A 7,418-nucleotide genomic window follows, 5' to 3' on the forward strand; every position below is an offset into this window, starting at 1 on the left:
TGAGGTGTCAGGGTTCATGCCCTGATTCTCTTACACTGCACACATGACCAGATCTCTTCAAGCTACGCGGCTCAACCTGCAGACCCTCGCCCAGGAGGGCGAGCCCTTCATCGCCAGCACTTTGCTGAAAAATATGGAGCGTCTTGCGCAAGAAGCGCAAGACCTTGCGCCTGATGCGCTTGTCAATTGGCAGGCTACTGCCGAGTTGCGGCCCTGTGCCGGTGCTGATGACCAATTGTGGCTGCACCTGCAGGCCAAAGTCGCATTCCCAATGACTTGCCAGCGCTGTATGGGTGTTGTGCTGACGCCGCTGGAGGTGGACCAGTGGTACCGCTTTGTGGCCAGCGAAGAGATTGCCATGGCCGAAGACGACGCGTCCGAAGAAGACCTGCTGGTCATGGCGCCACAGTTTGATTTGCTGGCCGTGCTGGAAGACGAGTTGCTGATGGCGCTGCCATTGGTGCCCATGCATGAGGAGTGCCCGCAGGCTGCTGTGTTCCAGGCGGGCGAGGATGACCTGGCGGACCAGGCCCCTGAGAAGCCAAATCCCTTTGCCTTGTTGGCCCAACTTAAAAAAGAAAAGTAAGTGGACCAAGGCTGATTCCTGGTGTCAATGAGCGTGTGCTTGCGCGATGCCTGGATCGGTCTGAACAAAAGCGGCTCAGTCTCACGCTATAATCTGAGGCTTCGCGTACCAATGTAGTGTGCTGCCTCTTGTTGATTGATCTTGTTGATTGATCCAGGGTCCAGTCACCAGAATCCGAAATTTGGTGCGTAATTTACCAACACTGCATCCCGTCAGGAGCGAATTATGGCCGTCCAGCAAAACAAAAAGTCACCTTCCAAGCGCGGTATGCACCGCTCGCACAACGCACTGAACGTGCCGGGCATCGCTGTGGAATCTACCACCGGCGAAATCCACCTGCGTCACCACATCAGCCCCACTGGTTTTTACCGTGGTCGCAAAGTGTTGAAAACCAAATCCGAAGCCTGATTTCGCGCTTCAAGCACTGGCCCGCACTCATCCTGCGGGCCTTTCTTTTTCCTGAAGTCAAATACTTGACTGGACCGGTCTTCTCATGATCAGGATTGCTGTCGACGCCATGGGCGGGGATGTCGGTCCCGCTGTCACGCTCCCGGCTTGCCTGGCTTTTCTGGATGCACATCCAGATGCCTTGCTGTTGCTGGTGGGTCAGCCTGAAGTCCTGGCTGCACACCCCTTGCATGCCCGGCTGCAATCTCACGCCCGCTGTGAGATTATTGGCGCCAGTGAGGTTGTCACGATGGATGACCCCCTGGATGTTGCCTTGCGCCGAAAGAAAAATTCGTCGATGCGGGTGGCCATCAACCAGGTCAAGGAAGGCGCGGCTCAGGTGGCTGTGTCGGCTGGAAATACGGGTGCCCTGATGGCCATCGCCCGTTATGTGCTCAAAACAGTTGAGGGCATCGACCGGCCAGCCATCGCTTCGCAGTTGCCCAACGCAACGGGCGGGGCTACCACCGTGCTGGATCTGGGTGCAAATGTAGATTGCACCGAAGCACATTTACTGCAATTTGCGGTGATGGGTTCGGCATTGGTTGCGGCCATTGGCGACAATCCTGCGCCCAGTGTTGGCTTGCTCAATATCGGCGAAGAGGCCATAAAAGGCAGTGAAGTCATCAAAAAAGCTGGGAAATTGTTGCGATCAGCGTCTGATTCCGGCGATCTGAATTTCTATGGAAATATCGAAGGCAACGATATTTTCAAGGGCACTACAGACATTGTCGTGTGCGATGGTTTCGTCGGCAATGTGGCGCTCAAGGCCAGCGAGGGTTTGGCTAGCATGATTGGGGCCTTTATCAAGGCCGAGTTTTCTCGCAATATTTTTACAAAAATGGCGGCTATCGTCGCCTATCCCGTTTTAACTGCGTTTAAAAAGCGCGTTGACCATCGTCGTTACAACGGCGCGGCCTTGCTGGGTCTGCAGGGTCTGGTGTTCAAGAGCCACGGTTCTGCAGACGCGTTTGCGTTTGAGCGGGCGCTCAATCGGGCTTATGATGCGGCTCGGAACAACTTGCTTGAGAGAGTTCGCGAACGCATTGCCCACGCAGCGCCGTTGCTGGTGGCGGCGCAATGCGCGCCCTTGCCCGGCGCCGCGCCTGCGGCTTTTTCGATATCAGTGGACTTACCCGTTTCAACCACGGCACATTAATTCATGACCCGTTACGCACGCATTACCGGCACCGGCAGCTATTTGCCGCCGCGCCGACTGACCAATACCGAACTGGCTGCCGAGTTGGCGACCAAAGGTGTTGAATCATCCGACGAGTGGATTGTGGCCCGCACGGGCATCCAGGCGCGGCATTTTGCGGCCCCCGATGTTGGCAGCAGTGATCTTGGCGTGGAAGCGGCAAGAAATGCCTTGGATGCGGCTGGTTTGCTGCCTGCAGACATTGACCTCATCATTGTTGCGACCTCGACGCCGGACATGGTGTTTCCGTCGGTGGCTTGCATGGTGCAAAACAAGCTGGGTATTGCGGGCTGTCCTGCCTTTGATGTTCAGGCGGTTTGTAGCGGATTCATTTTTGCGTTGACTGTGGCCGATGCCATGATCAAGACTGGTTCAGCTAACAAGGCGCTGGTGATAGGTTCCGAGGTGTTTTCACGCCTGCTGGATTTTTCGGACCGGACCACCTGCGTGCTGTTTGGCGATGGCGCGGGCGCGGTCGTGCTCGAAGCTTCCGACACGCCCGGCATCCTTGCCAGCGACCTGCACGCCGATGGCAAGCACGTCGGTATCCTGTGCGTACCCGGCCATGTGTCAGGCGGTCAGGTATTGGGCGATCCGCTCCTGAAAATGGACGGGCAGGCTGTGTTCAAGCTGGCAGTGGGTCTGCTTGAAAGCACGGCCCGCGCGACCCTGGCCAAAGCGAACATGACCGAGGCGGATATTGACTGGATGATTCCCCATCAGGCCAACCTTCGCATCATGCAGAGCACCGCCAAGAAGCTGAAGATTCCGCTGGAGAAGGTGATCGTCACGCTTGACCAGCATGGCAACACCTCTGCCGCCTCCATCCCGCTTGCGCTGGATGCATCGGTGCGAAGCGGAAAAGTAAAAAAAGGCGATACCCTGATGCTTGAGGGCGTGGGTGGCGGCTTTACATGGGGTTCGGTTCTTCTTACCTACTGAGATGATTGCCGCACGGCGTCAGCCCCGCACTGATCGGCGACAGGTGGCCGCTTGAACTTGCTGCGAACAGGTCGGATGGCCAGATTGGATCGTTTGGCGGCTCTTCTGTTGCTGACGGCGTTTGCATTGGCCGGCTGGAAAACGTTTAACCGATCGCCTGCTTCGACCTTTGCACCGGCGACCCAGCAGTCGGCATCGTCGGCAGGCGTCCCGGGTGGCGCCATCAAATCTCCTTCGCCTGCCAGGCCGCCGCTGCAGCTGCGTGGCAGCAACTTCCGGTTCGACGCAAGTTTTGCCTCCGCTGCACCTGGCCAGGCCGTGCATGCCGCTTCGCTCGTTGAACTGATGGATGGCCGCTTGCGGGCGGTCTGGTTTTCAGGCTCCCGCGAAGGGGCGAGTGATGTGTCCATTCGAAGCGCTGTGATGGATGCCTCGAGCTTGCACTGGAGCGAAGAAACCGCGATTTTCGACAGAAAACGAATTCAGCAGGGACTTTGGCGCTACGTCAAAAAGCTGGGTAACCCGGTCATTGCCCGCGCACCCGATGGATCGCTCATTTTGTGGATGGTCAATGTTTCCCTGGGCGGATGGGCGGGCAGCGCCATTACCTGGGCGAAGTCCCTGGATGAGGGGGTGACCTGGAGTGATCCCCGCAGGCTGGTCACATCGCCTTTCCTCAATATCAGCACCTTGGTCAAAGGCGCACCCATCGCCTATCAGGATGGTCAAATCGGACTGCCGGTCTATCATGAGTTTGTGACGAAATTCGCCGAAGTCCTCAGAATCAATCTTCATGGGCAGGTGGTCGATAAAGTCCGCATCCCAGGCAGCGGGACCAGCTTGCAACCGGTTTTTCTTGTCAGTAGTCCGGAGCGGGCGCAAATTTACATGCGTTCTGGAAAGCGCACAGCCCTGATGACCTCGGACACGGGCGATGCCGGGAAAAGCTGGTCTCCAACCCATGCGACTGCCTGGCCCAACCCGGACTCAGCGCTGGCCGGGGTTGTGAGTCAAACGGGCGTGCAGTGGCTGGCCTTGAATCCGGCGCCGAAGGACCGGGAAACGCTGGCACTATTGCAGTCCGGCGCAGGGCAGTCCTTTGATGGTGTGCAACCGTGGACGGTGGAGTCGTCTCCCACGCCCCAGGTTCGTGCCTCGCTGAGTGCCTACGAACGCCTGTTGGGCGATGAACTCAAAGCGCATGGGGCCAGTGAGTCGCAGGCGAAAGCATATGTTGACAGCGCCAAGCGGCAGCTTTGCGGCGCGGATGCTTGTTTGCAGGAGTTTTCGTACCCCTATTTGCTTCAAAGCCGCGATGGCTATATCCATCTGGTCTATACATGGCACCGAACGCGCATCAAACATGTGCGCTTCGACCCTCTGCAACCCTTACCCGCTGCCCCGGCCGCCGTCAATCATGCTGCCGCCCCTCACTGATCTGGTCGCGCTCCTGGGGATAGACCTTGTGCTGTGCGCCGGATGCCTGCGTCTGCTGAGTTGGCGGCGTGGCGTGACGCCATGGGTTAAAGGGGTCACTGCGGCCTGTTTTGTACTGATGTGGCTCCCGCTGGGCGCGGCCCAGTTGCCGCTGGTGGCTTATGTTCGCGGGATCAGCTCTGACCTGAGCATCACATTGCTTGTGCTGGCTTGCCTGGGACTGGTTCGCCGTCTGCGCGGGCAGGGCCTTGTTGCCGCCAGGGAGCGCATGGCCCTTCATGTTGCTGTTGCTGCGGCTGCCTTGTTTTTGTACCCAATGGCGCTGGGCTGGGGCGACTGGGATCCTTACCGGGCGGGGTGGGGTGCACCCGGGATGTTGATCGGCTTGCTGGCCGTGACCATATTTTTCTGGATCAAGGGGCTGCGGCTGCTTCCCGTCCTGGTTGCGTTGGCGCTGTTCGCATGGACGTTTGACTTGCTCGAATCGACCAATCTTTGGGACTATCTCCTGGATCCCTGGGTGGCCGCCGCTGCGATCTTTCAGTGCGTGCGGTGGGGCGCAGGCCAATTGCAGATACGTTGGAGGCAGGTGAAAGCACCTTCATCTGCAGGCATCCCGCTTGATGTGCCGGCAGCGTCGCCTGCCGTGGCTGATTGATCTGTTCTTAAAATAAGCGCAGATTTTTTTAAGCCGTTGACGAACTTGATAACCGGAGTAATTATTTGAAACCGTTCGCTTTTGTTTTTCCGGGCCAGGGCTCACAGTCGCTCGGCATGCTGGATGCCTGGGGTGACCATCCTCTCATTGCGCAAACCCTGGCAGAGGCTTCCGATTCGCTGGACCAGGATCTGGCCCTGCTGATCAAGGACGGGCCCAAGGAAGCCTTGGCGCTTACGGCCAACACCCAGCCCGTGATGCTGGTGGCGGGCGTCGCCGCTTACCGGGCCTGGATGGCGGAAACCGGTGCTGCGCCTGCGGTGGTGGCTGGTCACTCTCTGGGTGAATACACTGCGCTGGTGGCTTCGGGTGTGCTGACCCTGGCGCAGGCGGCACCCCTGGTGCGGTTTCGGGCGCAGGCCATGCAGGATGCCGTTCCGGTGGGTGTGGGCGCCATGGCCGCCATTCTGGGACTGGCATCGACCAAGGTCGTCGAAGGGTGTGCCGAGGCCGTCCAGACGTTTGGACCGGGCACTGCTGAAGTGGTGGAGGCCGTCAATTTCAATGACCCTTTGCAAACCGTCATTGCGGGCAGCAAGGCCGCAGTGGACAAGGCCTGTGAAATACTCAAGGCCAACGGGGCAAAGCGTGCCTTGCTCTTGCCGGTTTCTGCGCCGTTTCATTCGTGTTTGATGAAACCTGCCGCCGAGAAGCTCAAGGCGAAACTTGCAACGATCCATTTTGCGACGCCCCAAATACCGATCATCAATAATATTGATGTGGCCGTCGAAGTGGATGCGGATCGCATTCGGGCGGCGCTGGTTGCGCAGGCGTTTGGTCCGGTGCGCTGGGTGGAGTGTGTGCAGGCCATCAAGGCGCGGGGACTGACCCATGTGGTTGAATGCGGTCCTGGCAAGGTGCTGGCCGGCATGGTCAAAAGAATTGATTCTGAATTAACGGGTACACCCTTGTTTGATCCAGCCTCCCTGGCTGAAGTGAAAGAGATGTTGGCATGAGCGAAGTTAAATTTGAAGGACAGGTTGCACTGGTCACAGGCGCCTCGCGCGGCATAGGCGCTGCCATTGCGCTTGAACTGGCCCAAAAGGGCCTGAGGGTGATCGGTACGGCGACCAGTGACGAGGGAGCTGCCAAAATAAGCCATGTCCTGTCGGCATTTCCCGGCTGTAGTGGCCGGAACCTGAATGTGAACGACGCGGCAGCGGCTGAGTTGCTGATAGACGCTATTGTTAAGGAATACGGTGGTTTGCAGGTCTTGGTGAACAATGCGGGCATCACGCGCGACATGCTGGCGATGCGCCTCAAGGACGATGATTGGGATGCGGTGCTCGATACCAATCTCAAAGCGGTTTTTCGCATGAGCCGCGCGGTGATGCGTACCATGATGAAGCAGCGTTATGGCCGCATCATCAGCATCACTTCAGTGGTGGGCGCCTCTGGCAATGCCGGGCAAGCCAACTATGCGGCCGCCAAGGCTGGCGTCGCGGGCATGACGCGTGCGCTGGCGCGCGAGCTCGGGTCGCGCAACATCACTGTCAATTGCGTGGCGCCTGGCTTTATCGAAACCGACATGACCGCCAGCTTGTCCGAAGAGCAGCAAAAAGCACTCCTCGGACAAATTCCCCTGGGCCACCTTGGCAAGCCCGAGGACATTGCCCATGCGGTGGCGTTTATTGGAAGTCCACAAGCGTCTTACATCACGGGTCAGGAACTTCATGTCAATGGCGGCATGTACATGTAAGGTCCGCTGGTCAAAGGTTTCATCTGGACCTTGCGGGCGGCCATCAATGCTGCGGGCTGACAGTGTTAAAACATAAAAAATCGAAGCCGGGTTTTATCCGTCCGGCCCGTCGCTTAGGGGCATGGCCCTGACGCGGTAAAATGACGGATTAATTTACAACTCCCAGAGAAAACTATGAGCGATATCGAAGCACGTGTTAAGAAAATCATTGCCGAACAACTTGGCGTGGAAGAAGGCCAGGTCACCAGCGAAAAAGCCTTTGTGGCTGACCTGGGCGCCGACTCACTTGACACCGTAGAACTGGTGATGGCGCTGGAAGACGAGTTTGGTATCGAAATTCCCGACGAAGACGCCGAGAAGATCACCACCGTCCAGAACGCGATTGACTACG

At 58.0% G+C, this 7,418-nt stretch carries 9 protein-coding genes; all 9 read left to right on the forward strand.

The window, feature by feature from the left end; translation table 11 throughout:
- Positions 1–43 precede the first annotated feature (43 nt).
- Entirely contained in the window at positions 44–586 is a 543-nt protein-coding gene (locus tag IV091_RS18220) for a YceD family protein (RefSeq protein ID WP_293470864.1), read from the forward strand.
- Positions 587–811: 225 nt separating this feature from the next.
- Positions 812–994 (forward strand): 50S ribosomal protein L32, encoded by a 183-nt coding sequence (gene rpmF, locus IV091_RS18225; RefSeq protein ID WP_293470865.1) that lies wholly within the window; start codon positions 812–814, stop codon positions 992–994.
- Between the two features lie 85 nt (positions 995–1,079).
- Positions 1,080–2,192, forward strand: coding sequence for a phosphate acyltransferase PlsX (plsX, locus tag IV091_RS18230; protein WP_293470867.1), 1,113 nt, complete (start codon positions 1,080–1,082; stop codon positions 2,190–2,192).
- A gap of 3 nt (positions 2,193–2,195) precedes the next feature.
- Entirely contained in the window at positions 2,196–3,173 is a 978-nt protein-coding gene (locus IV091_RS18235) for a beta-ketoacyl-ACP synthase III (RefSeq protein ID WP_293470869.1), read from the forward strand.
- A gap of 51 nt (positions 3,174–3,224) precedes the next feature.
- Positions 3,225–4,610 carry an exo-alpha-sialidase gene (locus IV091_RS18240; RefSeq protein WP_293470871.1) on the forward strand — a complete coding sequence of 462 codons (1,386 nt, stop codon included), beginning with the start codon at positions 3,225–3,227 and terminating at the stop codon, positions 4,608–4,610.
- The gene (locus IV091_RS18245; RefSeq protein WP_293470873.1) at positions 4,591–5,268 is read left to right on the forward strand and encodes a hypothetical protein; all 678 of its coding nucleotides are present in this window, start codon (positions 4,591–4,593) and stop codon (positions 5,266–5,268) included. Before IV091_RS18240 ends, IV091_RS18245 begins: the two co-directional genes overlap by 20 nt.
- Positions 5,269–5,333: 65 nt before the next feature.
- The gene (gene fabD, locus IV091_RS18250; RefSeq protein WP_293470875.1) at positions 5,334–6,284 is read left to right on the forward strand and encodes an ACP S-malonyltransferase; all 951 of its coding nucleotides are present in this window, start codon (positions 5,334–5,336) and stop codon (positions 6,282–6,284) included.
- A complete protein-coding gene (gene fabG, locus IV091_RS18255) occupies positions 6,281–7,027 on the forward strand; it encodes a 3-oxoacyl-ACP reductase FabG (RefSeq protein ID WP_293470877.1) in 747 nt (248 codons plus the stop codon). The genes fabD and fabG overlap by 4 nt, the downstream gene beginning before the upstream one ends.
- A 174-nt stretch (positions 7,028–7,201) precedes the next feature.
- The coding region (gene acpP, locus IV091_RS18260; RefSeq protein ID WP_293470879.1) for an acyl carrier protein at positions 7,202–7,418 on the forward strand (217 nt) is incomplete at its 3' end.

It is taken from the genome of Polaromonas sp. (genome assembly GCF_018780625.1).
In the GTDB taxonomy this organism is placed as follows: Bacteria; Pseudomonadota; Gammaproteobacteria; order Burkholderiales; family Burkholderiaceae_C; genus Polaromonas.